This is a genomic window from Mycobacterium yunnanensis (genome assembly GCF_025823185.1).
GTDB lineage: Bacteria > Actinomycetota > Actinomycetes > Mycobacteriales > Mycobacteriaceae > Mycobacterium > Mycobacterium yunnanensis.
The window spans coordinates 404,057-430,672 of record NZ_JACKVK010000013.1 but is presented as its reverse complement, the minus strand read 5'-3'; the positions used below and the strand labels follow the sequence as shown (position 1 = coordinate 430,672).

At 65.6% G+C, this 26,616-nt stretch carries 28 protein-coding genes and 1 tRNA gene; 11 read left to right on the top strand and 18 right to left on the bottom strand.

Features of this window, described 5'->3' with window-relative positions; translation table 11 throughout:
* Window positions 1-53: 53 nt before the first annotated feature.
* The 3 genes from H7K45_RS25705 (at window position 54) to H7K45_RS25695 (ending at window position 1,482) form a co-directional block, all read left to right on the top strand.
* Window positions 54-779, top strand: a complete 726-nt coding sequence (locus tag H7K45_RS25705; RefSeq protein WP_263998900.1) for a class I SAM-dependent methyltransferase — start codon at window positions 54-56, stop codon at window positions 777-779.
* 65 nt (window positions 780-844) lie between these two features.
* Window positions 845-918, top strand: a tRNA-Ile gene (locus H7K45_RS25700).
* A 195-nt stretch (window positions 919-1,113) separates the two neighbouring features.
* Window positions 1,114-1,482: a hypothetical protein gene (locus H7K45_RS25695; RefSeq protein ID WP_263998898.1), complete on the top strand. Its 369-nt coding sequence runs from the start codon at window positions 1,114-1,116 to the stop codon at window positions 1,480-1,482.
* Between the two features lie 609 nt (window positions 1,483-2,091).
* Here H7K45_RS25695 and H7K45_RS25690 read toward each other — a convergent pair.
* The 3 genes from H7K45_RS25690 to H7K45_RS25680 form a co-directional block, all read right to left on the bottom strand.
* Window positions 2,092-2,679 carry a DUF4276 family protein gene (locus H7K45_RS25690; protein ID WP_263998897.1) on the bottom strand — a complete coding sequence of 196 codons (588 nt, stop codon included), beginning with the start codon at window positions 2,677-2,679 and terminating at the stop codon, window positions 2,092-2,094.
* Window positions 2,676-3,887, bottom strand: coding sequence for an AAA family ATPase (locus H7K45_RS25685; protein ID WP_263998895.1), 1,212 nt, complete (start codon window positions 3,885-3,887; stop codon window positions 2,676-2,678). Before H7K45_RS25685 ends, H7K45_RS25690 begins: the two co-directional genes overlap by 4 nt.
* A gap of 558 nt (window positions 3,888-4,445) precedes the next feature.
* Window positions 4,446-5,804: an alpha/beta hydrolase family protein gene (locus tag H7K45_RS25680; RefSeq protein ID WP_263998893.1), complete on the bottom strand. Its 1,359-nt coding sequence runs from the start codon at window positions 5,802-5,804 to the stop codon at window positions 4,446-4,448.
* 172 nt (window positions 5,805-5,976) lie between these two features.
* Here H7K45_RS25680 and H7K45_RS25675 point away from each other — a divergent pair, with 172 nt between their 5' ends.
* Window positions 5,977-6,888 carry a fumarylacetoacetate hydrolase family protein gene (locus tag H7K45_RS25675; RefSeq protein ID WP_263998892.1) on the top strand — a complete coding sequence of 304 codons (912 nt, stop codon included), beginning with the start codon at window positions 5,977-5,979 and terminating at the stop codon, window positions 6,886-6,888.
* On the top strand, window positions 6,885-7,562 hold the full coding sequence (locus tag H7K45_RS25670; protein WP_263998890.1) for a TetR/AcrR family transcriptional regulator: 678 nt from the start codon (window positions 6,885-6,887) through the stop codon (window positions 7,560-7,562). The genes H7K45_RS25675 and H7K45_RS25670 overlap by 4 nt, the downstream gene beginning before the upstream one ends.
* A gap of 54 nt (window positions 7,563-7,616) precedes the next feature.
* Here H7K45_RS25670 and H7K45_RS25665 read toward each other — a convergent pair whose 3' ends face one another.
* Complete coding sequence (locus H7K45_RS25665; protein WP_263998888.1) at window positions 7,617-8,396, bottom strand: maleylpyruvate isomerase N-terminal domain-containing protein; 780 nt, start codon at window positions 8,394-8,396, stop codon at window positions 7,617-7,619.
* 175 nt (window positions 8,397-8,571) lie between these two features.
* On the opposite strand from H7K45_RS25665, the gene H7K45_RS25660 reads away from it, so the two are divergent.
* Both H7K45_RS25660 and H7K45_RS25655 read left to right on the top strand, forming a co-directional pair.
* Window positions 8,572-9,093, top strand: coding sequence for an RNA polymerase sigma factor (locus tag H7K45_RS25660; RefSeq protein ID WP_263998887.1), 522 nt, complete (start codon window positions 8,572-8,574; stop codon window positions 9,091-9,093).
* The gene (locus tag H7K45_RS25655; RefSeq protein ID WP_263998885.1) at window positions 9,090-9,704 is read left to right on the top strand and encodes a methylated-DNA--[protein]-cysteine S-methyltransferase; all 615 of its coding nucleotides are present in this window, start codon (window positions 9,090-9,092) and stop codon (window positions 9,702-9,704) included. Before H7K45_RS25660 ends, H7K45_RS25655 begins: the two co-directional genes overlap by 4 nt.
* 32 nt (window positions 9,705-9,736) lie before the next feature.
* Here the strand turns inward: H7K45_RS25655 and H7K45_RS25650 are convergent, their stop codons facing one another.
* The 3 genes from H7K45_RS25650 to H7K45_RS25640 form a co-directional block, all read right to left on the bottom strand.
* On the bottom strand, window positions 9,737-10,159 hold the full coding sequence (locus H7K45_RS25650) for a PPOX class F420-dependent oxidoreductase (protein WP_263998884.1): 423 nt from the start codon (window positions 10,157-10,159) through the stop codon (window positions 9,737-9,739).
* Between the two features lie 30 nt (window positions 10,160-10,189).
* Window positions 10,190-10,921 carry an ABC transporter permease gene (locus H7K45_RS25645; RefSeq protein WP_276070590.1) on the bottom strand — a complete coding sequence of 244 codons (732 nt, stop codon included), beginning with the start codon at window positions 10,919-10,921 and terminating at the stop codon, window positions 10,190-10,192.
* A 184-nt stretch (window positions 10,922-11,105) separates the two neighbouring features.
* Window positions 11,106-12,131 carry a hypothetical protein gene (locus H7K45_RS25640; protein WP_263998882.1) on the bottom strand — a complete coding sequence of 342 codons (1,026 nt, stop codon included), beginning with the start codon at window positions 12,129-12,131 and terminating at the stop codon, window positions 11,106-11,108.
* 188 nt (window positions 12,132-12,319) lie between these two features.
* Here H7K45_RS25640 and H7K45_RS25635 point away from each other — a divergent pair, with 188 nt between their 5' ends.
* A complete protein-coding gene (locus H7K45_RS25635) occupies window positions 12,320-13,048 on the top strand; it encodes a type 1 glutamine amidotransferase domain-containing protein (RefSeq protein ID WP_372512642.1) in 729 nt (242 codons plus the stop codon).
* Between the two features lie 19 nt (window positions 13,049-13,067).
* Here the strand turns inward: H7K45_RS25635 and H7K45_RS25630 are convergent, their stop codons facing one another.
* The 5 genes from H7K45_RS25630 to H7K45_RS25610 all read right to left on the bottom strand — a co-directional run bounded on the left by H7K45_RS25630 (window position 13,068) and on the right by H7K45_RS25610 (window position 20,132).
* Complete coding sequence (locus tag H7K45_RS25630; RefSeq protein WP_263998881.1) at window positions 13,068-14,717, bottom strand: PucR family transcriptional regulator; 1,650 nt, start codon at window positions 14,715-14,717, stop codon at window positions 13,068-13,070.
* Window positions 14,718-14,934: 217 nt separating this feature from the next.
* Window positions 14,935-17,124, bottom strand: a complete 2,190-nt coding sequence (locus H7K45_RS25625) for an amylo-alpha-1,6-glucosidase (RefSeq protein WP_263998880.1) — start codon at window positions 17,122-17,124, stop codon at window positions 14,935-14,937.
* Window positions 17,121-18,152, bottom strand: coding sequence for a glycosyltransferase family 4 protein (locus H7K45_RS25620; protein ID WP_263998879.1), 1,032 nt, complete (start codon window positions 18,150-18,152; stop codon window positions 17,121-17,123). Before H7K45_RS25620 ends, H7K45_RS25625 begins: the two co-directional genes overlap by 4 nt.
* A 238-nt stretch (window positions 18,153-18,390) precedes the next feature.
* Entirely contained in the window at window positions 18,391-18,963 is a 573-nt protein-coding gene (locus H7K45_RS25615) for a hypothetical protein (protein WP_263998878.1), read from the bottom strand.
* A 20-nt stretch (window positions 18,964-18,983) separates the two neighbouring features.
* Window positions 18,984-20,132 carry a zinc-dependent alcohol dehydrogenase gene (locus H7K45_RS25610; protein WP_263998877.1) on the bottom strand — a complete coding sequence of 383 codons (1,149 nt, stop codon included), beginning with the start codon at window positions 20,130-20,132 and terminating at the stop codon, window positions 18,984-18,986.
* 152 nt (window positions 20,133-20,284) lie between these two features.
* On the opposite strand from H7K45_RS25610, the gene H7K45_RS25605 reads away from it, so the two are divergent.
* Window positions 20,285-21,142 (top strand): NAD(P)-dependent oxidoreductase, encoded by an 858-nt coding sequence (locus tag H7K45_RS25605; RefSeq protein WP_263998876.1) that lies wholly within the window; start codon window positions 20,285-20,287, stop codon window positions 21,140-21,142.
* Here the strand turns inward: H7K45_RS25605 and H7K45_RS25600 are convergent.
* The 6 genes from H7K45_RS25600 to rpmG form a co-directional block, all read right to left on the bottom strand.
* Window positions 21,136-22,350 (bottom strand): MFS transporter, encoded by a 1,215-nt coding sequence (locus H7K45_RS25600; protein WP_263998875.1) that lies wholly within the window; start codon window positions 22,348-22,350, stop codon window positions 21,136-21,138. The genes H7K45_RS25605 and H7K45_RS25600 overlap by 7 nt on opposite strands.
* Window positions 22,350-22,898, bottom strand: a complete 549-nt coding sequence (locus H7K45_RS25595; RefSeq protein ID WP_263998874.1) for a Chromate resistance protein ChrB — start codon at window positions 22,896-22,898, stop codon at window positions 22,350-22,352. Before H7K45_RS25595 ends, H7K45_RS25600 begins: the two co-directional genes overlap by 1 nt.
* 130 nt (window positions 22,899-23,028) lie before the next feature.
* Window positions 23,029-23,835: an RsiV family protein gene (locus tag H7K45_RS25590; RefSeq protein ID WP_263998873.1), complete on the bottom strand. Its 807-nt coding sequence runs from the start codon at window positions 23,833-23,835 to the stop codon at window positions 23,029-23,031.
* A gap of 32 nt (window positions 23,836-23,867) precedes the next feature.
* Window positions 23,868-24,161, bottom strand: coding sequence for a 30S ribosomal protein S18 (gene rpsR, locus H7K45_RS25585; RefSeq protein ID WP_263998872.1), 294 nt, complete (start codon window positions 24,159-24,161; stop codon window positions 23,868-23,870).
* Window positions 24,162-24,467 carry a 30S ribosomal protein S14 gene (rpsN, locus tag H7K45_RS25580; protein WP_263998871.1) on the bottom strand — a complete coding sequence of 102 codons (306 nt, stop codon included), beginning with the start codon at window positions 24,465-24,467 and terminating at the stop codon, window positions 24,162-24,164.
* Window positions 24,467-24,631 (bottom strand): 50S ribosomal protein L33, encoded by a 165-nt coding sequence (rpmG, locus tag H7K45_RS25575; protein WP_263998870.1) that lies wholly within the window; start codon window positions 24,629-24,631, stop codon window positions 24,467-24,469. The genes rpsN and rpmG overlap by 1 nt, the downstream gene beginning before the upstream one ends.
* Before the next feature lie 176 nt (window positions 24,632-24,807).
* On the opposite strand from rpmG, the gene H7K45_RS25570 reads away from it, so the two are divergent.
* A complete protein-coding gene (locus H7K45_RS25570; RefSeq protein WP_263998869.1) occupies window positions 24,808-25,773 on the top strand; it encodes a metal ABC transporter solute-binding protein, Zn/Mn family in 966 nt (321 codons plus the stop codon).
* Complete coding sequence (locus H7K45_RS25565; protein ID WP_263998868.1) at window positions 25,760-26,554, top strand: metal ABC transporter ATP-binding protein; 795 nt, start codon at window positions 25,760-25,762, stop codon at window positions 26,552-26,554. The genes H7K45_RS25570 and H7K45_RS25565 overlap by 14 nt, the downstream gene beginning before the upstream one ends.
* Window positions 26,555-26,616 lie beyond the last annotated feature (62 nt).

Sequence of the window (26,616 nt, the reverse complement as noted above, 5' to 3'; positions counted from 1 at the left end):
GCCGGTCTACGGCTGAGGGTTCGGCAGGGCCGCGATAGGACATACTTGCCGTCATGAGCATGAACTCCTCCGGCCTGCCCAGGGCAGTCGTGCCGAGCACCTTCGACGTCGAGGCGCCCTCCTACGACCAGCTGGTCGGCGCCAACCCCGGGTACCACGAACACCTGCGAATGTCGGCGCGCCGGATGCGAATCCCCAACGGCGGCCGAGGACTTCGCTTGCTCGACGCCGGGTGCGGCACCGGTGCCTCGACGGCGGCGCTGCTGGACGCCGCCCCCGAGGCCGAAATCGTCGCCGTCGACGCGTCGGCGGGCATGCTCGCCGAGGCGGCGAAGAAGACGTGGCCGCAGAACGTGACCTTCGTGCACACCCCCATCGAGGACTTGGCCGAGGCCGGCGTCGAGGGGCCGTTCGACGGCATCCTCGCGGCATACCTGCTGCGCAACCTGGCCGATCCCGACGCCCAACTGCGGCGGTTCCGCTCGCTGCTGAAGCCTGGGGCGACGCTGGCGCTGCACGAGTACTCGGTGGCCGACTCGAAGCTGGCGACCGCGGTCTGGAACGCCGTGTGCGCGGGCATCATCATCCCGATGGGTTGGTACCGCACCAGGGACGCCACCCTCTACCGTCACCTGCGCCGCAGCGTCGCGACGTTCGACGGCGCGGCTGCGCTGCGCAAGCGCTTGATCGCCGCCGGGTTCGCCTCCGCGGTCAGCGAGACGGTGCCGGGATGGCAGCGCGACATCGTCCACACGTTCCTGGCCGACGCGCCCCGCTGAACTCCGCGCCCGCGTCTTCGCCGGGAGGCGGCCGTGCGATCATGGGTGCCGCGCGCGAGCGCAAGGGGGCGATAGCTCAGTTGGTTAGAGCCGCGGACTCATAATCCGTTGGTCCTGGGTTCAAGTCCCAGTCGCCCTACAGAGTTATACTGCAGGTCCAAGCAGTTTGAAAAGTTGCTGGCGTTGTAAGACTAGCTTCGAATCGGTCGAAATTTACGCAAGTCTTACGCAGAGGCGTGGTACAAAGGGCGGTGCAAACATGGTTCAGCAAATCCCGATGACGAGTGAAAAATCCGGCCGGACAATTGTCGGTGTGGGGTAGCGTCACCTGTGATTGCTGGCGCTGTCATTGGGGGCAGGAAATCACGTCAAGGGGGAGCGGATCGTGAAACAAATTGTTGGCTTTTTAATCTGCCTTGCAGCGGTTTCGCTCGGTGTTGGGGCAGGAACAGCCAGTGCACAGCCTCAAATCGACGGTAAAGCCATCGTTTGCGACACGTTCGATCAGTACGGAGTAAACGTCAAATCCGTTAAGTGGATCGGTGACTATCTGATCGACAGCAAGAATCAAACGCCGAGCGGTGCTGCAACCTTGATACAGCTGTCTGTGATTAACTTCTGCCCTGAGTTCACTGAAGATTTCGACGCCTTGAACGAACAAGCAGCCAAAGATCAGCACCCCGGAAACCCGCTCTTCAACTAGCCCCCACCCCGGCTCCACGCGATGAGGGCAGTTAATTGTGGTCACGGGGTGTCGCCGCAGTTCAACAGGGTAAAATGACTGTGTGCGGCAATCAACGGACGACGAATTACGCGAGACGTTCGATTACCTGATTCGTCGGGCAGTGTTCTTCGGTGAGTGCGTCGAATCGGCGTGCATCGGAGTGGACCCAGAGACGTGGGCAGCACTAAAACTCGTAGCAGTGGAGCGCACACAAGAATCGGTGATCGCTGCTCGGGTGGAGCTAGAACGCCAAATCAGCGGGCTGTACGGGCTGGAGCAGCTTGCAGTGTGGTCAGCGACCAGGGCAGGCGAAATAGAGACTCACCCGGAAACCCGCGACCAATACGCCAAGCATGGGTATCCCATCGCCAGTGCGGTCACTGCCTCAGTTTTGCAGTCAACCTGCTCTCGGCTAGTCCTGCGGTCGATTTTAAACGAGTGTCCAAGTGGTTGGGACACAGCACGTTCACGCTCACTTTGGACGTTTACGGTGACTACATCAACGAGGACGTTTCGCAGCCCGCGGGTCTAGCGCGCCCTGCTATTGCCAGGTCACCAATAGGAAGGGTCTCAAGCGTCCACCGCCATCTAGGGGCTGTTTAGCAAGGGGAGCAGCGCATCGAATCTGTCCAGCAATCGAGACAAGCTGGTGCTTCTCGATCGTGCAAGCGCGATATCTATACGGTGCGTCAGTTTTGGCTGCCATAGCGGCTTCGAGTAGGACTCACCTATTGCTCTCAAAGCAGTTTCGATCGCGCTTATGCCTGATTTTGACGCAACGAATATGCAATCGCCAATACCTAGTGTTTCGACCGACGCGTATAGCCAATCCTCGTACGTACGCTCCGCGAAGGCCAAAACGACAGGCTGCTCAACAAGGCCATCCAATCGGATGGTTAATTCCTCCGCCATTTCGGCAATGCAGTGATCGTCAGAGTCGATCACGATCAAAATAGCCCTGCAGCCCGGCCGGCAGGCGGCAGTTACAACAAAGCCTTCGATACCATTAGCTTTTGTAGCGTTCGAAATTCCCTTCGTCGCTATTGGCTTTCCAAGTAGATCCCTGTACTCATTCTGGGCGTAGAGATGATTTCGCAGCAACACCGGGATCGCGTTAAAGTCAGCTTTGCCCTCTACGATTACTTCGATATGAGGATCGCCAGATTGTGCGGTCATGAAATAACGGGGTCCAGCGAGTCGGAACGCAGTAACTGGCCGGGGGTTATCAGCCCCTTACGAACTGGTATTTTAGAGTGTTCCGCCAGACGCGCAACATTCGACACGCCATTCTCATGCCAAACAATTCTTAGCGAGTCAATCGGCAAAGCGTCAATGATGTCTGCGCTGTGTGTGGTCACTAAAACCTGCGTTTTGTTAGTCTCCGCTTCCAGCAATTGAACAAGGCTGCCTAGGGCACCTAAGTGAATAGCAACCTCAGGTTCTTCGATGACTAGGAGGGTTGGGCGCCTGTTCTGCAGTAGCGCAACCATGATTGCGAAGGCGCGAAGCGTCCCATCAGACATCTGTTTGGCAAGAAAAGTTCTCGTTAAACCGTCGTCGGCCGTCTGCTTGAATCGGAGCGTTAATCTGTCGGCCAAATGATAAACCTCTACTGCCACAATTCCAGGAACAATTGCAGCCAACCTGTCCACTACGTCTTGCTTTGTCTTCTTATCTAGTGAATCGTATATGCTTGCTACATTTGAACCGTCGGATTCGAATGTTGCAGTGGAAGACGGCTCCTGGAGATCACCCACCTTGGCAGGGTTTACTTCCACAGTCTGAATGCGCTGCAGCACTTCATAAACAGTGATGCCAGCGATACCGGCAGCGGGAATGATGCTCTGGCCCGCTACGGCGTTGAAATTAAAGCGCTCAGGCTTACTGTCTTTCCGGGAGACGATAATGCGGACCGCATCGCCCGTGCGATCGAACGACGCAGAGCTACCGTCTGCAAAAAATAGTTCCGCAGCTTCTCGTTTGATTTTATACTGGCCGCCTTTAACAGACCCGAAGCTTAAAAGATAGGATGAAGTTCTACCGCTTCCATGCATTTCGAAACAAAGCCGTAGAGATGGGTCGTATGGATGACCCCGGCTTCGATGCCTTAGCTGGTCAAAGCCGCCTCGACGGGCAATTGCCGTCGGAAGGCCATAACTTGGAATCTCTCTCAACAGTCGTAGTGCCGCCACCGCATTAGATTTGCCGCTTGCGTTCGGCCCAACGATCGCAATGAAGTCTGAAAGATCGAGCGAGGCATTCTTGTACGATAAAAAGTTTTGTAACTCCAACGACTTAAATCGAACGCTATTGGGGTTGAGCGCCTCCCACGTGATGCTGACCATTCCTCCGGACTCTTCAGCCCCGTCCTTCGCCTCTGTCACAGGTCTTAGGCTACAACTTCGGTGCTAAACGAGTACGTCGTATTGGTTACTCAACGTGGTGGGTGGCCTCGCTAAGAGGCCAAAGATCGTCTGTCGATTCAATTGGCTTTCCGGCCAGCAAACCCGTCTGAGAGTGAAGCGTCACGCAACGCTTACGCAACCGCGCGGCGATGTCCTGACCAGCGGCGATGATACAAAGCCCCGGATTGAATACCCAGAATCTTTCAAAGGTATTGAGTCGCAACGGATTCAACAATAAGGATTGACTCATCCAAATCCGTTGCAAGGCAGCCAGTTTAACCCAAAATTGGCGGGGCGGCAGGACTCATAATCCGTTGGTCCTGGGTTCAAGTCCCAGTCGCCCTACGTCAGAGGCTGTTCTTCAAGATGGACGATTTGGAAAGACGTTCAGGCTCGGGCCTCCTACCTGTCCTGGGCGATGGCACACTCGTGTGGCCCACACGATGTCGGCGTGCCGTCGGTGGGGGGACCTCGGCGTCGCAGGTGCTCGTGCCGTCCCCGAACGGGAACGCGAGTGGCCCTCCTTCGGTGACGTATCTAGTTGGCGGTGACCGCCAGCTGTGTCAGCAGCCAGTGCTGTGAGTAGTCCAGCCACTGGCGGTAGTGGCCCATTGCGCAGTGGTCGTCGTCGGGATAGAGCAGCAGGGTGGCGTTGGCGGCGGCGTGGGCGAGGTCGCTGCTGTCCTGAGTGCTCATCAGGGTGTCGTTGTCGCCGTTGATGACGAGCAGGGGAATGGTGATGTCCGAGTACGAATCTCGGATGGACAGCCGTCGCAGCTTGCGCACCAGATCGATGGGATGGGCCGCTCCGACGGTCTTGGCCAGGGCGTGCAGGATGATCTGCGGGGTGCCCAGCGCGCCGCCGTGGAAGGACCGGTGTGTCGGTGCTCCGCATGCGATCGCACACGCCAGCCGGTCGTTGGTGGCGGCCAGGCGCGCGGTCCAGTAGCCGCCGAAGCTGACCCCCACCATGGCGATGCGCTCTCCATCGATGCGGTCGTCGGCGGCGAGGTGCTCGATCAGCCGGTGGTAAACAGCCTCCGACGCGGGCGCCATGGGATGCGTGTAGGCGTAGCTGCCGGGCATCTCCATCAGGAACATCGCCATGCCCGAATCGCGGTAGCGCAGCTGGGGGATCGCCAACTCCTGGATGGTGCCCTCCAGGCCGTTGGTGGTCAACACCACCGGATGCGGCCCCGATCCCGGTGGCACGATGAGGTACCCGCGGACGGTGTCCCCGTCTGCGAGTGGGATGTCGACGTGGTCGACGGACAGCCCCAGCGTGGGCACAACGGCGCCGATCAGAGCGTCGAAGAGGTGTCGTGAGCGCCAATAGGCTTGCATCCGGTGCGGGTCGTGGCCGGGGAAGGCGCTCACCTGGTAGTAGGTGATGGCCTTCACCCACGCGTCAATGGCTTCGTACGCCTTCGTTATTCGTCCACGGTCCTCGATTGGTGCGTGTTCGTCGACGAGTGCGGTGAGCGCACGCGCATCCGGTTGTGGTCCGTGGTCGGCGAACAGTACCGCGGCGGGGGCGATCAAGGCGCTGAGCGAGGCGCGGTAATCGGCGGCGGTCGCCGCGCTCGGGTCAGCGAGGTCGGGCACGTCGGCGGAGCCCGTGCCGGCCAGGCTGCGCAGCAAGTCGGTGGCGCGCCGGGCGTGGACGTCGGCGATGCGGTTCCAGTAGCCACACCAGCGGTCGTCGTGGAAGGACCGGGCCCCGCGGACCTGCGCGGCGAACAGGGCGTGGTCGAGCCCACCCATGTTGGCGTAGCGAAGCACGAACAGCGCCGGCAGGAATGGTGCGGCGCCTGTCCAACGGGCCGCCAGGTCGGTGCTGCGAGTGACTGCGCACGCTGTGACGAACAGCTTCTGCGGCAGGCTGATCTCGGTCATCGAGCGTCCTTTCAGGGTGCGGCGTCGGCGGGGGTGTAGACGACGAACGACGACGACTGCGGGCCGCGCACGCCCACCTCCTCACCAACACGGAACGATCGTTCCGACAATAACACCGTTGTGCGATACAGTGGAACGACTGTTCCGCCACGGTGATGAGGATTGATACTCGGTGAAGCTTCGACGTGTGCGCACCCCCGAGGGCCTACAGGTGCAGTGCCTCGAGGCCGACGGATCCTGGCAGACGAGCACGGACCGGAACCCGTTGGGCGGTGCGGTCTTCGACCGCGACTGGGAGCTCGCCCGTGCTGACGAACACCTGCAGCACAGTGCGGTCTCGTTGCCGTTTCAGCCGGCGTCGTTTCGCGATTTCATGCTCTACGAGCAGCACGTCCTCGACGCCAGCCGAGGTCTCCTCCAGCGCCTTCACCCAGGCCAGTACCGACTCGTGAAGACCGTCGAAGCGCTCACCCGGCGCCCGTTTCCGCTGGTGAAGCCCAAGCCGCTGTTCTACGCCCAGCCGATGTACTACATGTCCAACGCGATGACCTTCGTCCCCTCGGGCACACCCATCGCAGCACCGTCCTACTCCCAGGCGCTCGACTATGAACTGGAGATCGGATTCGTCCTCGCGCGAGGCTTGTTCAACGCCGGCCCAATCGAGGCACTCGACGCGATCGGTGCGTTCGTCGTCGTCAACGACTGGAGCGCCCGCGACGTGCAACGCGCCGAAATGGACAGCGGGTTCGGACCGCAGAAGTCCAAGCACTTCGCCACCTCGCTGTCACAGGTCGCCGTGACCGCCGACGAGATCCTTCCCCGTGTCGACGCGCTCCGCGGAACGGTGTCGATCAACGGGTCCGTCGTGTCGACGGTGTCCAGCGCGGGCCTGCAACACAGTCTCGGCGAGGTCCTGGCGCACGCCTCTCGCAGTGAACACCTCTATCCCGGTGAACTCTTCGCCACCGGAACGCTTCCCGGCGGCAGCGGCATGGAGAACGGGCACTGGCTGCGCCCCGGCGACACCCTGAAACTGGCCGTCGACGGCATCGGCCACATCGAACACACCGTCATCGAGTCATGACCGGTCCCGCAGCAGCCGACCCACCACCACGCGTCTCGCGGGAAGTGGCCCGCGAGAAGCTACGTGCCCGGTTGCTCGACAGCGCTGAGGAACTCTTCGCCGCCCGCGGCTACTTCGGTGTCAGCGTCCGCGACATCACCGACCACGCCGGCGCCCGCCTCGCCTCTGTCAGCGACCAATTCGGCGGCAAGGAGGGCCTCTTCCACGCCGTCCTGCTGCGCCGCATCCAACCACTAAACGACGACCGTCGTACCCGCCTGGCGGCACTGCCCACCCGCGGGACCCGAGCCCGGCGGCTGGGTGCTCTCGTCGACGCATTCACCGAACCCATGCGCCTACGAGCCGGTGATCCTGGGTGGGACAACTACTTTCGATTCATCGCCCAACTCGCAAACTCCGGACACCCCATCGGGCGCTTAATCGTCGGAGACTTCAACGCCATCGCCGCCGACTTCATCACGGCGCTGCGAGCCCTGTTCCCGACAGCACGCGAGGCGGCCATCCACGACGCCTACCTGCACCTGGTTGCGGCCACTCTGCACACCTACTCCAACAACCTGCGACTCGACAGCCTCACCGACGGCCGCATGCGCACCGGCGACATCGACAAGCGCCACCAAGCACTTCGCCGCTTTGCCCAAGGCGGGATCACCACGCTTGCCACCACGCCATGACGACCGGGGCCCCCGTCGGACACGGAAAGCAGAATTCGAGCCGTCTCAAATGCCTTAGCCTTGGGGCCATTCGTGGACATCGGGCCACAGCGCGGCGGCGACGGCGCCCCACTGCGCCGGGTTGCCGCTGACGATGATCTGGCGGCGGCTTGAATGGCGGCCCCACATGGTCAGGAGCCGATTGGCGGCGTCGGTGGTGACGACGAACTGCCCGGTGATACTGCCTGCACTGTCACCGTGGAGGTAGCTGGCTTCGCCGTCGGTGTCTACCTTGAGGGCGACGTCGGGCTGGCCCGGGGTGCGAAGCACGATGACGGTACCTGCGCGCAACCCGGTTCCGGCGACCCTGTTCGGAGCGCCTTCGGCAAGCATGGGCAGTGCGTTGAGGAGGAACACGGCATGGCGGGTGAAGGCCGGCTCGGACAGGAGTTCTTCGCTGATCGCGTCCTCGCCCATGAAGTCCCAACGGTGGATCGCGAGTTCGCTGTCGAGATGAGTGCTCATCTGCGCAGCGGTGAAGGAATGTCCGTTGAAGTCGAACACGGCATCCGGGCCGGCGGCACGGAAGTCGGCGAGTACTTTGGCCGTCGTCGTCAGGCGGTCGCGTAGCACCTCTCGCAGAGCGTCGGCGTCCATGGCCAGGTACGGGGCTTCGCGTTCGTCGAAGGTGCGGGTGTCGCGGCTGGGGCGACCAGCCAAGGAATTCTCGATCAGAACGTAGACCTCCTCGAAGCCGGCGGCCAGGTGCGCGGCGACGTGGTGCGCAGTCCAGCCCGTGCAGGCCGTGGGCGCATTGGCAGGCACGCTGGCCATGCTGGTGAGAAAGGTCGCCACGGAGCCCTGTTGATTTGACATACGAACCACATCCATTCACTTGGGTCGGTCGGCGCGTCGGGCACCTTGTCCTGAAGACGCCGCCGTGCTGTGAAATGTGAGGTCCGAGCCAAGAGAATCGTGGACGACGATGAGCACCTCACAAACATCAGCTCTGGGGCGTCTACGAGATGTGATGACCAAACCGCCATTCGAGGCCGTGGTGCGCGACCACGGTCCCCGCGTCTTCCGGGTGTGTCGTGCCGTCGTGGGAGCACACGACGCCGACGACGCCTGGTCGGAGACCTTCCTGGCGGCGCTGAAGGCCTACCCCGAGCTGCCTGCAGACGCCAACCTGGAGGCGTGGCTGGTCACCATCGCTTACCGCAAGGCCATCGACGTCACCCGCGCTCGCGCCCGTCAACCCGTGCCGACTGATGCCATCACCGAAATCGTCGGCGCCCTTGATGACACCGGCGCCGATCATGTCGACCTAGACGCACTGGCCGTCGCGGTCGACCAGCTGCCGCACAAACAGAAGCACGCCGTGGTCTACCACTACCTCGGCGGCTTGCCCTACAACGAGATTGCCGTCGTTCTCGGCGGAACCGCTGCGGCCGCCCGCCGCGCCGCCAGCGACGGCATCGCCACACTTCGACGCACCTACCTCGGCAACCTCACCGACTTCGATGCGCCTCGGAAAGGACACACCAAATGACAGACACCGACGGGATCATTCACGATCTGACACGACTTACCCAGCCCAGCCCGGACAAGTTGGCCGAACTGCATCAGCGCCTCACTGCGGCAGCCCAGCGTGACGGCCTCCTCGACATCGCCTACCGCACCGTCGACACCGCGGTGGGTCCGCTGCTCCTGGCGGCCACCGAGCAGGGCCTGGTGCGCGTCGCGTACGCCCGCGAAGACCACGACACCGTGCTCGCGCAGCTCGCCAGCGACATCAGTCCTCGCATCTTGCATGAACCCACCCGACTGGACTTGGCGGCCCGCGAGATAGACGAGTACTTCACGGGGACTCGTCGCAGCTTCGATCTCCCACTGGACTGGCGGCTTACGGCGGGGTTCCGCAGCGCCGTACTGCACCATCTGTCCACGATCGGCTACGGGCAGACCGCCAGTTACGCGACCGTCGCCAGGCTGGCCGGCAACCCCAAGGCCGTCCGTGCAGTGGGCACCGCGTGCGCGAAGAACCCGCTGCCCGTGGTCGTTCCGTGCCACCGGGTGGTGCGAAGCGATGGCACGATGGGCGGCTACCTGGGCGGCCCGGAGGCCAAACAGCTGCTCCTCGATCTCGAGGCTGCCGCATGACACTCAGCACGGACGGAATTTGGGCCGGTGTCTCAGCCGCCGACTTGGTCGTTGTTCTTCTGGGCGCCCCAGCCGTGCACCTTGTCGACCTCGATGAGCGCGCTGACCCGTTTGCGATCCCGGACGGGGTAGGGCTTGTCGGTGTAGTGACGGGACAGGGCGTCGATGTCCGCCAGGCCCTCGTCGTCGTACATCTCGGTGACCCGGCCGATCAGGGTGACGTGGGTGTACCAGTCCTCCTGGTCGATCACGGTGAGGGAGACCCGTGGTTCCTTCTTCATGTGCTTGAGTCGCACGCGGCCCTCGTCCATGTTGACCAATATCTGATCCCCGCGCAGCAGGTACCAGGTCGCCGCCGACACCGGTTGTCCGTCGGATCGAACCGTGGCGATCACGGCGGGGTTGGCCTTGGCCAGCATGCTCTTGGCGTCGTGGGAGAGGGGTGATTCGCTCATGCCGTGCGGTGTACCCGCCTGCTGGCCGAACTAGGCATCTTGGCGGGTGATCCGACCGCGCGCCACGAGCTCGCCCACGACGGCGACCCCGCACACCTGCGCAAGCAACAGGGAGATCAGCACCAGCACCTGGACGGCACCCGCCTGGGCGGCCGACCCGGTGGCGAGCAGTACCCCGACGAAGGCCCCGGGCAAGGTGACGAGTCCGGCCGTGCGGGCCTGATCGAGGTTGGGCAGCAACGCGTCGGACAACGGCCGCTCGATGACCATCATGCGGGAAAACCGTTCGGACAGGCCAAGGCTCAGCGCGGCCTCTACCTCCCCGGCGCGCTGGGTCAGGGAATCCAGCGCCCGACGGGCGGCGACGGCCGAGGCCGTCATCGTTCCGCCGAGGACGATGCCGAACACCGGTACCAGGGCCACGCCCGTGAACGGAACGACGCCGGTGGACAGCAACAGTGGAATCACCGCCGCCATGCCGCAACCCAGTGCGGCCGCCAGCCATGCCGATCCCCTCGTCGCCTCGCTGCGGCGGCCGGCGGTGACCGCGGCGACGACGAACATCACCAGCAAGACCACGGCCGAGGACCACAGCCGCGAGAGCGCCACCACGAGCACGGTCGCCACGGCTCCGAGCTGGACGACGGCGCGCACCGCTGCGACCGGTGCGGCGAACCCCGACCCCTTGAGGAACACGCGGTTGACCAGTCCGGCCGCGACCGCCATCACCACGCAGACGACGACGAGGCCGACGCTCAGCATCGGCTCGGCTACCGGCACGTCATTCCGATCCCCAGGCACATGCCGCCCATGATGCCTTGCGTGGCCGACGCGGGGCCCATCGAACTACGGGACTGCGCGCAAACCGACCGTAATCCGTCGAAAACCATTCGGAAACAATGGATTTAGGGCTGCGCACCCGTACCCGATCGAGTGATCGACGCGGTCAGTCGAAGCGCTCCCGTTGCCGCGCACCGTACGTCGCCGCCTTCACGACGTCGTCGTCCTCCATCCCAGACCCCAGGGCGCCACCCAGCGTGGCGACCGAAGCCACCAACCACGCCATCCGAAACAGCGAAGACGCACCAACGGGGTGGCCGATGTTCTGGGACACCATTTGGGGCGGGATGGTCCACCACGCGGTCAACAGGAGCAGGACGAACAGCCCGACGTGGAAGATGACGACGCCGATGGTGAGCGTGACCACGGTCGAGGCGTTGTACAGGGCGGCGCGCTCGCGCTCGTCGGCCGACGACGGCTTCTCCCACAGGTCGTGTTCGACGATGAGCCACGTGATCAACGCCGAGGTCGACAACAGCGTCGCCGCAGTCAAGCGCCACGGGCCCATGGTGTCGGACAACTGCCACATCGTCGGGTAGGCGAGGCTGACTGCGCCCGTTGCGAAGGCGGCCATCAACACCTTTGACATACCCAGCGTGACACGCCACGGCCGATTGGCGTAGACCATGCCCGCCAGGAGTCGCAGACGCGAGAACGACGACGGTGCCGTGTAGCGGACGACGTCGTCGTCCTCCCGTCGCGTCAGCCGCTTGACCGACGCATCGTGATCGCCCACCTGCTCCTCCAGTTCGGCCACCACCGTCCGTGCCAGACTCCTCACCCGGCGGTCGACGAACATCGCACCCATGCCGGGGATGGAGATGATGCCCAGCCGGTCGGGCACGCTGATGTCGACGATCACCGGCGTCGTGCCGTCGCGCCGCGGCTGATCGGTGAGATAGATGACGATGTCGTCGGACTCGGAAGCCAGGTCCATGGCGTTCACCACGTCGGACACCGCGTCGTCTTCCTTGATCGGATAGGCGTGGCGTCGAACGGACACGTCCCATCGATCCGCGTCCCCAGCGCCATTCGCCAACACCCGAGGGAGCTTCTCGGACAACCGTTCGGCGAGGGTTGCCGGCGCCCCGGGGTCGGCGACGAGCAGGATGGACGAGGGTTCGCCTGTCATGCCCGGCCGCTACCCCGGGGCCACGACGTCAAACCTCCAGTCCGCCACGGTCGTGCGCCGACACGACAGCTACGGGGTGGGTCGAAATCGGGGACCCATTCACGCGTGGACGGCTCGCTCGTGGGTACGGCTGCCGTATCGCGGGCGGACGTCTGCCGTCCCCGATCGCCAACGATGAACGGAGAACCATGACGACTATGCGACGGCTCCACGGTCGACGGATCGCAGTACTGGCGACCGACGGCTTCGAGAAGGTCGAGCTGACGATACCGATGCGCGCGCTGCAACTCGCGGGTGCCAAGACCGAGGTGATCTCACTGCGGCATGGCCGAATTCGAGGAGTAAACCTGCACATACCGGCCACGCGGGTGGGAGTGGACAAGACCGTGGCCGAGGCCAACCCCGCCGACTACGACGGCCTGCTGCTGCCGGGCGGCTTCATCAACCCCGACCTGCTGCGCCAATCCGCGGAGGCGCGAAACTTCGTGCGCGCAGTCGACGCGGAGGGCCTGCCGATCGCCACCTTGTGCCACGGGCCGTGGGTGCTCGCGTCGGCCGGGCTGCTGACGGGGCGAACTCTGACCTCGTGGCCCGGCATCCGCGACGATCTGGTGAACTCGGGCGCGACCTGGCTCGACCGTCCAGTCGTCGAGGACGGCAACCTCGTCACCAGTCGCGGGCCTCAGGACATGATGTCGTTCGTCCCTGCGATCGTCGACCAGTTCGCGGAAGCGGATGCCAGCCCGCGGGCCGCGACGACCGGCCAAGCGTCGGACCCGCAACTAGATTCGCCCGTCGCGTGGGCCGTCGCCGCACTGCGGTGGGCGCCGAAGCCGTCGATTCCGGGCGCCGTCGCCGGCCTCATTGCCGGAGCACGGCTGTCATCACCCCTGAGGCGGGCGAGGGTCCTCTCGTAGCGGACATCCGATTCACGAATCACGGCTCGGGCGTAAGGAATTGCCACGCGCGCGTGGCGGCGTGAAGGTTGAAGCGCGCGTCGACGTCACGCAGGTCGACACCCGTGAGTTCGGCGATACGGCGAAGCCGGTACCGCAGCGTGCTGCGGTGAACGTGGAGCGCGGCCGCCGACTCGTCGTAGTTGCCCCCACATTCGAGGTAGTGGCTCAGAGTGTGCACCAGATCCGCATGCTTCGCCTCGTCGTAGTCGAGGAGCGGCCCCAGCCAGCGCCGGACGTACTCCTCGGCGACACCTACGCTGTGGGCGGCGTCGACCAGGTGGTAGAAGCCCAGCTCGTCGTAGTCCGAAACACCCTGTGGGCGAGCCGATCGCAGACGAACGTTCAGTGCCCGACGGGCCTTGCCAAAGGACTGCGGAAACTCGGCAGGCGCGTCACAACGTGGTCCGATGCCGACGGCGCTCCGGTCGTGGCCGAGCTGTCGGGTGAGCTCCCGTGCCAAGGCCTGGCGGGCGGGGCGCCCGTCGGTGAGCAGCACGATGGAATTTCCGTGGTGGCCCGCCAGATGGTTTACGTGGAGGTTCGCCGCCGCGCGACCGGCGGCGGCAATGTCGGCCTTGCTGGCGCTGCGTCCGGTATGGATCACCACCACGTAGTGGGGGTGGCGCAGGTCGTAGCCCAGGGCTTCGGCGCGTGCGTAGGCTCCGTCCGCGTCGGTGCCCGCCAGCAGATCGTCGACCAGCTCGCGACTCAGGCTCAGGTGCATCTCGGCGAGGTTGCGTCGATGGGAGAGTTCGAGGCCCAGCACCATACTGCCGTAGAGGAGTGCGTAGTGGTGGTCCTCGTCGGCGTCTGGCGTCACCAATGCGATGACGCCAAGGATCTCCGCGTGCGGCTGAACCAGGACGCACACCCGACCGTCGACGTGCACCGGAGCGGTCTGTGCGGTGAGCTCGTGCAGGAACCCCTCGCGCTCAGTCGTTCTCGGCTTCGAGTGGCGTTGAGGCCGCCCGGGACCAGACCATGCAAGGATGTTGCCGAACCGGTCCTCGACGCACACCGGTACCCCGGTCAGCCGATGAAGTGCCTCGACTATGCCGTCCTGACCCGAACCCCCGGCCAGGGCTCCCTCGAGTGACTCGTGGACGCGGCCGCGTGCCTCCAAGCGCTGCACCGCGGAGGCGAGATCATGGTTGGACTCGTTGAGCTGTCGAGCCCGTCGAACGTCGCGCTGGTGCAGTTCGGCGCAGGCCAGCGCCGCACCCGCCTGCTGCGCCAGGAGCTCCAGCAGGAGGAGTTGCTCGGGCACGGGCGTCGCCGCAGCGCTGAGCACGATGCAGCCGTGCACGACGTCCTGATGGCACAGGGGAAACGCGCGACCCCAATGATACTGCGCCAAGTCGACTTTGCCCGTCCAGCTCGATTGCCGAAGCGCGTCGGTTAGCTCCGTGTGCTCGGATTGCGCTGCCGGGCAGAGTTCCATGTGACCGTCGTGAGCGCAGTAGCTCGCCTCGACCCGACACGTCGACAGGGCCGCGGCACCGGCCGCCGCCGTCTCGAGGATCTCGGTGGGATCGAGTGACGGGAACTTGATCCCCGCCAGCGCCGCCAGTCCTTCAGCGGTAGTCCTAACCCCGGCGTCGTCGGGAATCGTCGAATCGGTGTCCATGCCTTCGGTAGGAGCCTCGGTCTTCGAAGACCTCCCGGTGGTGTACTTCGGGGAGGTCCGGCTCCGCGCCCGCACCTCCCTTCGACGTGAGTGGGTCGACGTCGCGCGGCTGCGAGCCGATGCTGCCGTGCGCTTTCCAGGGGCGCGGGTACCCAAATGTGACGGCTGAAACCTGCCACGTCGACTCGTCGTCGACGTCGCTTCGGCACGCGAGAGTTCAGCCCAAGGCGCGCTCGCCGTCAGCCCCCGGGGCCGTGATGGGCGGCGTGGTGTCGAGCTCGATTCCCGCGGGAAGGCCGCGCACCTGAACGCCACCGTCGCGGTCGACGTCGAGGCTCACCCTGGCCCCGGCGAGAGGGACGTTCTCCATGCTCAAGGGTAGGAACCGCGCGGGGATCGTCGGACTGAGCCGCACGACGCCGCGGGGAACGTCGGGGTCGAAGCGGAGCAGACTGCGCAGCAACATTCGGGACGAGGCGGCAGCCCACGCCTGCGGTGAGCATGACGTCGGATACGGCACGGGACGCGGAAATTCAGCCCGCGAGAATCCGCAGAACAGTTCGGGCAGCCGCCCGCCGAAGGAATCGGATGCATCGATGAGATCGGTCGCTATCTGCTGGCTCTCGCGCACGTAACCGTACTTGGCAAGTCCCGCAACGGCTATCGCCGTGTCGTGCGGCCACACCGAGCCGTTGTGATAGCTCATGGGGTTGTAGGCCGTCATGTCCGTGGACAGAGTCCGCACCCCGAAGCCCGAGTTCAGTGCCGACCCGGAGAGATGTGCTGCCACCGCGGCCGCCTTATCGTCGTCCACGATGCCCGTCCACAGGCAATGGCCCATGTTCGACGCGATGGCGTCCACCCGTTCACCGGAACCGTCGAGCGCGACGGCGAACGCCTGCCGCTCGGGCATCCAAAACGCCTCGTTGAACGCGGCTTTCAGCTGTGCCGCCCGGTCGCGCCACTGGTGGGCGACGTCCGTGTCACCGTCGCAGTCGGCTAGGCATGCCCGGGCCTGGAACGCCGCGTATACGTAGCCCTGTGCCTCGCAGAGCGCAATCGGTGGGTTGGCCAAGGAGCCGTCGGCGTGGTTGACCCCGTCGAAGGAGTCCTTCCAGCCCTGGTTGGCCAGGCCGCGGTCGGTGTACCGGCGATATTCGATGAACCCGTCTCCGTCCGCGTCGCCGTACTCCAGAATCCATGCCATGGCACGGTCTGCGGCCGCCGTCAAGGCAGGCCGGTCCTCGTCGGGTAGGGCGCCCCACCGGTCGATCTCGGCGAGCAACATCACGAAGAGCGGTGTGGCGTCGACGGTTCCGTAGTAGGTGCTGCCGCCGCCCAGCGCCAAGGCGGCCTCGGCTCCGAGGCGAACCTCGTGGAGGATGCGACCCGGTTCCTCCTCGGTCAGGGGGTCGACGCGCGTGCCTTGCAGACGGGCAAGGGTGCGCAAGGTGTTGACGGCCAAGCGTGGGTCCAGGCCCAGCGCCATCCACGCCGTCAACAGGGAGTCACGTCCGAACAGCGCCATGAACCACGGGGCGCCGGCCGCGAGGATGGGGCGGCCGGGCTGGTCGGGGTCCTCGATCTGCAGCGAACCCAGGTCGCGGGTTCCGGCGTCCAGGCACCGGTCGAACACCGGATCTCCGGTGGTGATGCGGGGATTCGACAAGCGCCATGCCTGGAGTCGTCGCGCGGGCGCACTGGCGTCCACGGCTTCGCCGCAACGATGCCGAACGGGAAAGCGACGGCCGTCGGAGGATGCCTCCACCGACAGGCACGTCGACCACTGCGATCGTTGCGGTACGACGATCCGGAACGTGAAGCCACCAGGGGTGACGATCGGGTCTCCGCTGGCAGCGGCGATGCAGACGCCGTGGGTGTCGTCGGGCTGGGTCGACGTCAAGACGATCGAATCGGTGCCGACCTCGACGGCCAGCGCGTGCGGCGGCCGCACCCGGCCTTCCTTCACGGCGAAGATGTCGGCGAAGTCTGCGGCGACGGTCAACGACATCGTGACTGCGATGGGTTCCGAACCCAGATTTCGGAGGGTGAGGTCCTCGCGCATGCCGTCGCCCACCAGTCGGTCACGCAGGATCAATGTCGTGCTGTCCGCCAGCCACTGGCGGGGCGGCGTGCGGCCCACGAAGGTGGCCCGATACGGATCGGCGACGTCTTCGACGGTGGACAGGTTTTGCACGGGGGCGCCGTCGATCGCGAGCCGCCAGCTCGACAGAATGCGGGTGTCCGCGACGAACAGACCGTGCGGACGGTCCTCGTAGACGTCGCCCGACGTAGCCGAACGACAGAACGTCGAGCCCTCGATCAGGGTGACTTCACCGTCGTCGCCAGTCACCGGCGGCCCCGCCCCGGATGACCACCCGCCGGCTGCGACCTCGCCGCCGGTCACCTGGCCACCATGTCGTAGTAGAGCGCGACGTGGTCGGCGACCATGCGTTCGGTGGAGAAACGGTCGACGACGGCGGCCCGGCAGAGGTTGCGGTCTAGTTGGTCGACGCGGTGAATCGCCGACACCAATTCGTCGGCGTCGGAGCAGAGAAACCCGGTGCTGCCATCGTCGACGATTTCGGGTGCGGCACCGGTGGGGCACGCGATGACCGGTGTGCCGCACGCCATCGCCTCGATCATCACCAGACCGAACGGCTCCGCCCACTGAATGGGGTTCAACAGCGCCGTGGCCCAACCGAGTACGGCCAGCTTCTCTTCACCTGCGACCTCACCGATGAAGTGGACGTCGTCGGTCATCACCGGCTTCACCTGCTCGGAGAAGTAGGCCTGCTCGGCGGGCTCCCGGTTCTTGGCCGCGATGACGAGCGGCATACCGGCCGCACGTGCGGCGAGCACGGCCTCGCGCACTCCCTTCTCCGGGGTCATCCGCCCGAGGAACAGCAGGTAACCTCCGTCGCCCGGGGCGGCTGGATAGTCGACTGGGTCGAGCCCATGATGTATCACGCGGTCGACGGCGATTTCCGGTGCGTGGGAGGCTTGATCGTGGGAAATCGCCACGACGGGAATGCGCTTGCCATAGCGACGGTAGATGGCGCGCAGCTCACCGCTGAAGGGACCGTGGCAGGTCGTGACCACTCGGTCATAGTCCGATGCGAGGGCCCAGGCGGGTCCCAAGAGGGTGTGGTCGTGGATGATGTCGCAACCGGCGAGCGCCTCGTAACCGCCCATCACATGCGGCAATTCGACTTCGCCCGAGCCGCGGCGATCCCACTCCGCGGTCGCCGTGGCGTACAGGAGGGGCACCGGCGCCGTGCTGTCGCCGGTGGCATAGAGGACGACGTCGTGCCCGGCGGCGGTCAAGCCCTGCGCCAACTGGAACACCACCGACTCGGTGCCTCCGTAGCCAGGCGGGGGCACCGTCGCCCAGGGCGGCGACAACAGGCCAATCTTCAAGGGTTTCTGCTTCATTGATCCATCGTGGTTGATCTGCGCGGCCGACGCACCGGCCCGGCGGGATGGAAAGCAACGGGGGAGTTCGTCCCGCCAGATCATGACCGGTTGCGACATGCGTTGTCCCAGTGGAGAAATCGCAACGGAGGTCAACACTGGATCATCCAAAACTTCATGAGTGCAACGCAATACGCCACCCGGCCACCGGAGGACCGGCGGCCGGATGGCGATTGACTGGTAGTCGGAGCCAAGGCGTCTACCTCTTGCGCTTGAACAGCCGCCTGATGAGGTACACGGATACAATCCACGGACCGCCGACGATCAGCGGATCCATCCACGTGTGATGCACGTCGACGCGCTTGCGGCCGAATCGCGACCGAAGGCCGTTTCGGGTGAACTCGGCCTTGATGCCCGTCTCGGTGATCGGGTTGTCCGGACGCATGCTGAGCAACGAGCGCAGATGGTGCTCCCCGGCGTCGACTCGGTCGGCGTACAACAGGATCAGCCAGTGTGCGGCTCGGCCCTCACTGAACGTGTAGGCATACTTGCGCATGACGCCGGAAAGCCCGCTGGGCGGTTGAGCGGTGCCGAAGACCGGCGTGAGGAAGCGATGCTCGACCGACCTCTCGCGCGGCCACTTCTCCGGCTGACGCTCGGGGAAGTCCCAGTGGGCCCCCGTGTCGAGGAACTTCAGCTTGGGGACCGACGGTCGGTCCTCCTTGTTGAGATCGGCTCCCCAGCCAGGGATTCGGGCTCGCAGCTCGTCGCTGTCGGGGACCGGGGGATGGTCGGGAGTGTAGGCCGGTATGCGATCGGATGTCTGGGTCATGCGAATCTCCTTGGAGTGCTTCACGGTTGGCTGACGAGGACGACTGGCTTGATGACGTCGTCCAGCTTTGATGAGAAGAGGTGGTAGCCCTCGGCGATGTGCTCCAACGGAATGCGGTGAGTGACGATCTCATTGGGCTTGATGAAGCCGTTCTCGATATGCGACCACAGCCGGGGCCACTGCCGTTTCACGGGCGCCTGGTTGGTGTGGATGGTGAGGCCCTTGTTCATGGCGTCGCCGAACTTCACCGCGCTGAACATCGGTCCGTACGCGCCGATCACCGACACCGTGCCGCCCTTGCGCACCGAGTCGATCGCCCAGTTGAGGGCGACCGGAGAGCCGCCCTGCAGCTTGAACTTCGCGGTGGTGACATGCTGCAGGAGGTTGCCGTCCGCCTCCGCCCCCACGGCGTCGATCGCGACGTCGGCGCCAAGGAAGTCCGTGGCCTTCTTCATCTCCACGACGATGTCGTCGTACTCGCCAAAGTTGTAGGTCTCCGCGTGCGCGAAACTGCGGGCCTTCGCCAGCCGGTACTCCAGGTGGTCGACGACGATCACCCGACCGGCGCCCATCAACCACGAGGACTTGGCGGCGTACAGGCCGACCGGGCCGGCCCCGAAGACGATGACCGTGTCTCCTTCCACGATGTCGCCGAGTTGTGCGCCGAAGTACCCCGTGGACAGTGCGTCGGTACATAGCAATGCGTCTTCGCTCTCCATCCAGTCGGGAATCACGGACGGACCGACGTCGGCAAACGGGACCCGGACGTACTCCGCCTGCGCGCCGTCGTAGCCACCGCAGGTGTGCGAGTAGCCGTAGATGCCGCCGACCGCGGTGGCGTTCGGATTCACGTTGTGGCAGTTGGAGTAGAGCCCTCTGGCGCAGAAGTAGCAGGAGCCGCAATAGATGTTGAACGGCACCATCACCCGGTCGCCAGGGCTCAGGTTTTGGACCGACGAGCCGACCGTCTCCACGGTCCCAATGAACTCGTGTCCAAAGGTGTGCCCGACACGCGTGTCCGGCATCAGACCGTGGTAGAGGTGGAGGTCCGATCCGCAGATGGCCGCCAGCTCCACCCGCACGATCGCATCGTTGGGATGCTCGATCGCCGGGATGTCCTTTTCCTCGATACGGACCTTGTACGGACCGCGATACGTCATTGCCTTCACAGTGCCTCCCTCGAATTTGTGGTCGGCGCGCGCATACCCAGGGCAGTTCGGTGGAAACGGGCCTCCCGTGCCGGATTGAAGGGGGCTTGTTCGGCCTCCCAGCACGTGTGAAACGGGTTTGTACGTCGGCTCCGGTCTCGGGTGGGCGCACAATGACAGCCATGAGAGCAACGGTCTTGGGTACGGGCGCCATGGGCGCGGGGATGGCGCAGTCGATGCTGCGAGAGGGCATCGACGTGACGGTCTGGAACCGCACGCCCGAGAGGTCGGAGCCGTTAGCCGACGACGGCGCGGTGGTGGCGCTCGATCCGACCGCGGCGGTCGCCGACGCCGACGTCGTGGTGGCCATGCTCTTCGACGCGACCTCGACCCTCGAGCTGATGGACACGGTGCTGCCGGCGATGAAGGAGGGCGCGGTGTTCGTCCAGTGCGCCACCGTCGGGGTCGACGGCGCCGCGCGAACCGCGGAGATCGCCGAGCAGCACGGCGTCGCGTTCCTGGACTGCCCGGTGCTGGGTACCAAGGGACCTGCCGAGCAGGGCAAGTTGGTGATGCTGGCCTCGGGTGACCCCGCGCTGCGCGACAAGGTGCAGCCGGCCTTCGAGGCGATGGCCGCCAAGACGATCTGGGTGGGCGACGAGCTGGGCCTCGGATCCAAGCTCAAGTTGGCCTGCAACGCGTGGATCGCCACGCTGGCCGCGGCCGTGGGTCAGTCGCTCGCTCTGGCCAAGGGACTCGGCGTGGACCAGCAGCTCGTGTTGGAGGCGTTCGACGGATCCGCGGCGGGCTCGCTCTACCTCCAGATGAAGGGCAAGGCGATCATCGAGTCGTCGCTGGCCCCGCAGTTCAGCGTCGACGGCGTCCGCAAGGACACGGGGCTGATCCGCGATGCGATTGCCGCAACGGGACTCTCGACGGTGGTCGTCGACGGCGTCAAGGCGGCCTTCGACGCCGCCAGCGCGGCGGGTCACGGAGACGAGGACATGGCGGCGGTCTACTTCGGCTACTGACCCGCTCGGGTGCGCCGCCGAATCACCGACGCGCCAAGGGCCATGATGACCGCGGTGACCTGAATGGCCGCGACGGTGACGACGAGTGCGTCGAGTGACACCTCGTAGAGCCAACCGGTCAGGGCTCCGCCGACAGCGGTGGCGGCGCCGAGGCTGGCGGCGAACACGCCGTATGCCGTGGCGCGGCGGGCCGGTGGCACCAGTTCGGCGACGACCGCGCGCAACGTCGACTCCTGGATGCCGACCGCGGCGCCCCAGAGCAGCGCCCCGCAGATCACGAGCCCTTCACCGTCGGCGAAGGCCAGCGCGGGGATGGCCGCCGAAAGCACCGGCAGGGCCAGGAGCGTCTTCGCGCCCAATCGGTCGTAGGCCCAGCCGGATGCCAGTGCCGCGACGGCGTCTGCGCCCATGGCCGCGGCGTAGACGAGTGGGACGGCGGCCGCGGTCAGCGTTCCGGTCGAGACCATATGGAAGGACAGCAGTCCGAACGTCGCGAATCCGATCATCGTGGTCGCGGTGAACGCCGAGTACGCCCAGAACGCGGTGGGCAATGTGGTCTTGCCTCGCTTCCCGCCGTCAGCCGTCGAAGTAGTCTGTGCCGCCTCGTATTCGGCGGGCCGGGGGACCCGTCGCGACAACCAGACCAGGGTGGCGAGCGCGGCCGCGCCGGGTAGGGCGAGCACACCCAGCGCCGGGCCGTAGTCGTCGCCGGTGGCGGCCAGGACGGCGGCGACGGTGAGCGGACCGATGACCGCGCCACACTGGTCCATCGCTTGATGAACGGCGAAGCCCCGGCCGCGCCCGGTCACGGCGGTCGCATGCGACAGCAGAGTGTCCTTCGCGGGGCTTCGGACGGCCTTCCCCACCCGTTCGGCCACGACCAACGTGCATGCCACCCATAAGGTTCCGGCTATTCCCAGGAAGGGGACGGTGACCACGGTCAGGGCGTAGCCCCCGATGGCCCAGGCCCAGAATCGCTGCGTGCGGTCGGTGAGCGGACCCGACAGCAGCCGCAGGCCCAGGGCGGCTGCCTCCCCGATGCCGGTCACCACTCCGACCACGAACGCGGTGGCGCCGAACGACGCCAGCAGGGGTCCGGTGATGGAACGGGCGCCTTCGTAGACGAAGTCGGCGAGCAGGCTGACGGTGCCGAACGTCGTGACGAACCGCCAGGCACTGAGCCGGGGGCCCGCGTCCGCGTCGGGCATCACATCTGATGCAGAGCGGCGAACACCCGCTCGGTGTAGTCCGCCAACCGGTCGCCGCAGTGCTTGAGCTGCTGGCCGGCGTCAGCGGCATTTGGCGCACCGAAGACGTCACGGGCGGTGAGATCACGATGCCATCGCCGCAGGCGTTCCAGGCTCTGCTCCTCTTCCTCCAGTTCGGCAAGGGTGAACTTGTTGATGCGAATCTCCTTGTCGATCTCGGCGTCGTACTTGGAGCACTCGGAGAGGAACTCCGACCACTCGTCCTGTCGCTCGTCGGTGAAGAGGGCCTCGAGCCGTGCGGCGTCGGATTCGTCACGCCCGGCGGCGGTCAGCACGACGACTTCGCCGCCGCCACGCGCGGCCAGCTCGAGGGTGCGCGCGATGCCGTCGGCGAATACGGGAACCTCCGGAATGACCCACGCTCCCTGCCCCAGCGACAGCGCACCCGCTCGACGCAACTCGCGCCACACCGCGACGCGATGGCGCGACGGCTCGGACGGCACCCGTACCACCAGCACCAGCCAGCGGGGCTCAGCGGAATCCGTCACGACGCGATTGTAGCGGCTGTTACAGTCACGCGAGTAGCGGCCGAACGGCTAGGAGACGTCGGGCATGACGACCAACAACGGTCTTCCCGCCCACGCGGTATGGGCGGCGAGGCCGCTGGATGACCGCCGCTCAGGCGATCATCGGGTCGATCGCCGACCGGGGCACCAGCACCTGCAGCGGCCCGGCGGAGTCGGGCAACAACACTCCCTGGTCGAAGAAGAAGATGATCCCGTCGTTGACCACGGCGAAGTTCTGATAGTTGGCCGGGTTGTAGAGCGCGGCCGACGAGAACGGCAGCGGCGCGGGTGGAGGCGGCGGTGTGGTCGCGGTGGTCGACGTGGTCGGGGACGGCTGACCGGGGGCGACGGTCGCGGTGGCGGGCGCAGCCGGCGGCGGCGCCAACTGCTGCTGCAGCCCGCTCTGGACCAGCGGCGCGACCGTGGGCAGCGGGTTGTCCACCCGCCACAGCGGCGTCAGCGTCTTGTCGTCCGAGGCGGCCGTGTAGACGATCGACTTGCGGTAGGACTGATCCCAGTTGAACGACTTGAAGGTCTTCTTGGGACTGGCGTCACCGAGACTCTGGGTGACCTTGAACACCACGGCCTGCGTTCCCCGAGGGGGAACCGCCGAGGTGTACTCCGTCGGAGTGATGGTCAGCTGACTCGGCGTGGCGCCTGCCGGGGTGGACTTCGCGGCGTTGACGAACGCGTCGCGCGTCTGCGAGACGTAGTCGGCGATCGACTTCTGGTCGGGGTAGTCCTGCGGGATGCTGACGTCGACCCGGTACCCGGGGTCGGAGACCGCGATGACGCACGAGGTTCCCGTGCTGGCGCCCTTGAGATCGGCGCAATAGTCCTTGGGCGCCGCGGTCGCCACGGCAGACGAGAAGACGGCGGTGGCGACCGCGGCGACGACGGCCACGCTGAACGAACGCATGAAATCCTCCTGGCAAACGCGAAGGGCCCAGGCTAGCGCGCGTCGCGGAGGTGGCTCGGGCCGGGCGGCGATTGCCCCGGGTAGGGCAGCAGCGCCATCTCGCGGGCATTCTTGATCGCCGCCGCGACCTGGCGCTGCTGCTGAACCGTCAGCCCCGTGACGGCGCGCGACCGGATCTTTCCGCGGTCGGAGATGAAGGTCCGTAGGCGGACGGTGTCCTTGTAGTCCACGGCGTCCACCCCCAGGGCCTCGAGCGCGTTGCGTTTGACGGGCTTGCGCTCAGTGTTGCGGTTGGATCGCGTGCGGTTCGGCTTCGTTTGTGCCACTTACCAACTCGCCTTCCTGATACCGGGTAGCTGGCCGTCATGGGCGAGTTCGCGCACGCGCACTCGAGACAATCCGAACTTGCGCAGGTGTCCTCGTGGCCGCCCGTCGACGGAGTCGCGGTTGCGGACTCGAACGGGGCTCGCGTCGCGGGGTTGGCGGCTCAGCTCGGTCTGGGCCGCGGTGCGCTGCGCTTCGGACGTCTCGGGCGACCGGATGATGCGCTTGAGCTCGGCGCGCCGCTCGCTGAACCGCGCCACGGTGGCCTTGCGTCGTTCGTTCTTCACCATCTTGGACTTCTTGGCCATCAGCGTTCCTCGCGAAAGTCGACGTGCCGCCGGATGACGGGGTCGTACTTGCGCATCGTCATGCGGTCGGGGTCGTTGCGGCGGTTCTTGCGGGTCACGTAGGTGTACCCGGTGCCCGCCGTGGACCTCAGCTTGACGATCGGTCGAATGTCGTTGCCGGACAATGAAACCTCCTCGGCGCAGGAATTCACCTACGCCCTAATGAAAATGATTGTCGATAACACGACTGTAGCGGGTGTGCTGCGATGGCGAAAGCCCGCCTCCGCGGCCACCTTCCGGATTCCTGTCAAGGTGGGGGTCGGCTGGCGCGACATTAATGGAAACGATTATCGTTCTCGACATGACACGTGTGCTTCGCTCGACCCCCCTCGTTGCCGCCCTCGCCGTGACCCTCGGCGGCACGCTCGCCGCCTGTGGTACCGGGCAGTCCACTCCCTCCCCGTCGTCCAGCACCGCCGCGGCGTCGACCAGTACGGGATCGGCCGCCGCGTGCCCCAGCGCACCGGTCGACGTGGTCGTCAGCGTCGACCAGTGGGGCGACATCGTCTCCGAACTCGGCGGTGCGTGCGCCCGGGTGAAGACGATCCTGGCCAGCTCGTCGGTCGACCCCCACGACTACGAACCGTCACCCGCGGATGCGGCGTCCTTCGCCGGAGCCAAGATGGTGGTCGTCAACGGCGTCGACTACGACGCCTGGGCTGCCAAGCTCGCAGCGTCGTCGGCGCCGGGGGCCCCGGTGGTGAGTGCCGCCGACGTGACCAAGACGGCGGACGGTGCGAACCCCCACCTGTGGTATAGCCCGTCGGCGGTCACCGCGGTCGCCGACGCCGTCACCGCCGAACTGAGCAAACTCGACCCGCAGGCATCGTCGTACTTCGCCGACCGCCGGACGGCCTTCACCACCGCACTCGAGCCCTACGACTCCCTGATCGCCAAGATCAAGGCGGCCGCGTCGGGCAAGACCTACGCGGCCAGTGAGGGAATCTTCGACTATCAGGCCCAAGCTCTCGGGCTGGTGGACAAGACACCCGACGGTTACCAGCGGGCGTCGTCCAACGAGACCGACCCCTCGCCCGGCGACATCGCGGCGTTCACCTCGTTGCTGTCGGCCAAGCAGGTCGACGTCCTGATCTACAACACCCAAACCGAGGGCTCGATCCCGGAGCAGATTCGCAGCGCGGCAGAACAGGCCGGCGTGCCCGTCGTCGACGTCACCGAGACCGTCCCGCCGGGCCAGACTTCCTTCGAGGCATGGCAAGACGGTCAACTCACCGCGTTGGCGAAGGCCCTGGGTGTTTCGGTCTGACCCCGACCCCGACCGCGGCGCGACCGCGCTGGCGTTCAACGGCGTCAGCGCGGTCCGAGGACGACGGCTGATCTGGTCGGAGGCGACGTTCGAGGTGCCCGCCGGAGGCATCGTCGCGTTGATCGGGGCCAACGGCGCGGGCAAGACGACGCTGTTGCACATGATCCTGGGCCTGGTTCCCGCGGCGTCGGGCGAGGTACGCGTGTTCGGGCGCGCGCCCGGTGCGGACAACGACGGAATCGGTTACGTGCCACAGGACTACGGTGCCACCGCCGGCGAGGCGATCCGCGCACGCGACATGGTCACCCTCGGTCTGACAGGTCGACGATGGGCCTTTGGACGAACGAGTCCTGATCAGCGCCAACGCGTTCGAGAGATCCTGGCCGCCGTGGACGCCACCGACTTCGCCGAGCGACGCCTCGCGCAACTCTCCGGCGGGCAACGTCAGCGCATCGCCATCGCCGAGGCGCTGGTCTCCGGTCCCCGGCTCCTGATCCTCGACGAGCCCCTGGCGTCGTTGGACCTGCGCAGCCAGCGTGAGATCGCTTCGCTACTGGCCCGCCTCCATCGCGAACTGGACGTGACCATTCTCGTCGTCGCGCACGACCTCAACCCGCTGCTGCCGATGCTCGACAGCGCCATCTACCTGCTCGACGGACACCCGCACTACGCCTCGCTGACCGACGTCGTCGACGACGACCTGCTGACCCATCTGTACGGCACGCCCGTGCAGGTCATGCACACCCCGCAGGGTGAGTTGTACATGAGGAGCGCGCCATGACCCGCGAGCTGGTGGCCCTGGGGTATCAACCCGACTGGTGGACGATTCTCGGCTCACCGTTC

What these genes read in the sequence shown, in the direction of transcription:
- H7K45_RS25635 (WP_372512642.1), top strand. Translation starts at nt 12,320, where the DNA reads ATGACGACTATGCGACGGCTCCACGGTCGACGGATCGCAGTACTGGCG.
- H7K45_RS25650 (WP_263998884.1), bottom strand. Translation starts at nt 10,159, where the DNA reads ATGAGCGAATCACCCCTCTCCCACGACGCCAAGAGCATGCTGGCCAAG.
- H7K45_RS25590 (WP_263998873.1), bottom strand. Translation starts at nt 23,835, where the DNA reads ATGCGTTCGTTCAGCGTGGCCGTCGTCGCCGCGGTCGCCACCGCCGTC.
- H7K45_RS25680 (WP_263998893.1), bottom strand. Translation starts at nt 5,804, where the DNA reads ATGACCGAGATCAGCCTGCCGCAGAAGCTGTTCGTCACAGCGTGCGCA.
- H7K45_RS25640 (WP_263998882.1), bottom strand. Translation starts at nt 12,131, where the DNA reads ATGACAGGCGAACCCTCGTCCATCCTGCTCGTCGCCGACCCCGGGGCG.
- H7K45_RS25630 (WP_263998881.1), bottom strand. Translation starts at nt 14,717, where the DNA reads ATGGACACCGATTCGACGATTCCCGACGACGCCGGGGTTAGGACTACC.
- H7K45_RS25705 (WP_263998900.1), top strand. Translation starts at nt 54, where the DNA reads ATGAGCATGAACTCCTCCGGCCTGCCCAGGGCAGTCGTGCCGAGCACC.
- H7K45_RS25690 (WP_263998897.1), bottom strand. Translation starts at nt 2,679, where the DNA reads ATGACCGCACAATCTGGCGATCCTCATATCGAAGTAATCGTAGAGGGC.
- rpsN (WP_263998871.1), bottom strand. Translation starts at nt 24,467, where the DNA reads ATGGCCAAGAAGTCCAAGATGGTGAAGAACGAACGACGCAAGGCCACC.
- H7K45_RS25670 (WP_263998890.1), top strand. Translation starts at nt 6,885, where the DNA reads ATGACCGGTCCCGCAGCAGCCGACCCACCACCACGCGTCTCGCGGGAA.
- H7K45_RS25570 (WP_263998869.1), top strand. Translation starts at nt 24,808, where the DNA reads ATGACACGTGTGCTTCGCTCGACCCCCCTCGTTGCCGCCCTCGCCGTG.
- H7K45_RS25600 (WP_263998875.1), bottom strand. Translation starts at nt 22,350, where the DNA reads ATGCCCGACGCGGACGCGGGCCCCCGGCTCAGTGCCTGGCGGTTCGTC.
- H7K45_RS25615 (WP_263998878.1), bottom strand. Translation starts at nt 18,963, where the DNA reads ATGACCCAGACATCCGATCGCATACCGGCCTACACTCCCGACCATCCC.
- H7K45_RS25655 (WP_263998885.1), top strand. Translation starts at nt 9,090, where the DNA reads ATGACAGACACCGACGGGATCATTCACGATCTGACACGACTTACCCAG.
- H7K45_RS25660 (WP_263998887.1), top strand. Translation starts at nt 8,572, where the DNA reads ATGACCAAACCGCCATTCGAGGCCGTGGTGCGCGACCACGGTCCCCGC.
- H7K45_RS25645 (WP_276070590.1), bottom strand. Translation starts at nt 10,921, where the DNA reads ATGCTGAGCGTCGGCCTCGTCGTCGTCTGCGTGGTGATGGCGGTCGCG.
- H7K45_RS25605 (WP_263998876.1), top strand. Translation starts at nt 20,285, where the DNA reads ATGACAGCCATGAGAGCAACGGTCTTGGGTACGGGCGCCATGGGCGCG.
- H7K45_RS25620 (WP_263998879.1), bottom strand. Translation starts at nt 18,152, where the DNA reads ATGAAGCAGAAACCCTTGAAGATTGGCCTGTTGTCGCCGCCCTGGGCG.